At 45.3% G+C, this 717-nt stretch carries 1 protein-coding gene; it reads left to right on the top strand.

The annotated features are described in order from the left end of the window. Window positions 1-392: 392 nt before the first annotated feature. On the top strand, window positions 393-717 hold a 325-nt coding region (locus VU18_RS20910; protein ID WP_236687439.1), incomplete at its 3' end, for a hypothetical protein.

The raw sequence follows: 717 nt of genomic DNA, 5'->3' as shown, positions 1-717 counted from the left end.
AAGGCAAATGTTCATTTTTCCATGAGCATGTATATAGTCAATGACAATGAGTTAAACCTGCTGGATGCCTAGTTAAGAAAGGTGGGTTCCGTGGTCATTGTGGAATCGCAAAGGGATGTGGAAACAAGTTGCGTTTTCAGCAGATCATCACCATTGATTATGATATATGAGAAAGTTGAACTCAAATGGCAATAAAACTCGTGAACTACCGTTCGAACCCTAGAAAGACGGATTGAAAGGAGAAGCGAAACACTCCTGCTTGCAAGGACGGCCACTGCCAACGCCAGCCACTCGCCCTTGCTTTTCGCCTTCCCTATTTTCCAATCCATAGATTATTTAACTATTGTTATCATAACAAAACTGAATTTACCAAATCAACTGCATTTTCCGCAATGGGACAGATTTTTTTCAATGTTCCCCCTTTTGCCAACAACGGCGACTCGATTCGCTTGTTTTATGAGACAAAGGCCAACAACATCGCAGCCGAATATACGTGGGACGCACCGGGCCGCCCGCTCCCCCTGATCAGCGAAAGATTGTGGAAGGTTTGGGCATGGACGAAAGCATTGACATTGAATGTCACAAGGAGGGAAGAGCGATGGCCAAAAAAGAGCTGTCATCGCTCGTTGTGCTGGTCAAAAAAATTACTAAAAAACCTTTGTGACGCGGTTAAGACGCGAAATGCCGGTTCAATACCGCCGGCTCACATCGACCGCA

The organism is Geobacillus sp. ZGt-1, from assembly GCF_001026865.1.
GTDB classification, from domain to species: Bacteria; Bacillota; Bacilli; order Bacillales; family Anoxybacillaceae; genus Geobacillus; species Geobacillus thermoleovorans.
This window is presented reverse-complemented; position numbering and strand designations above follow the sequence as displayed.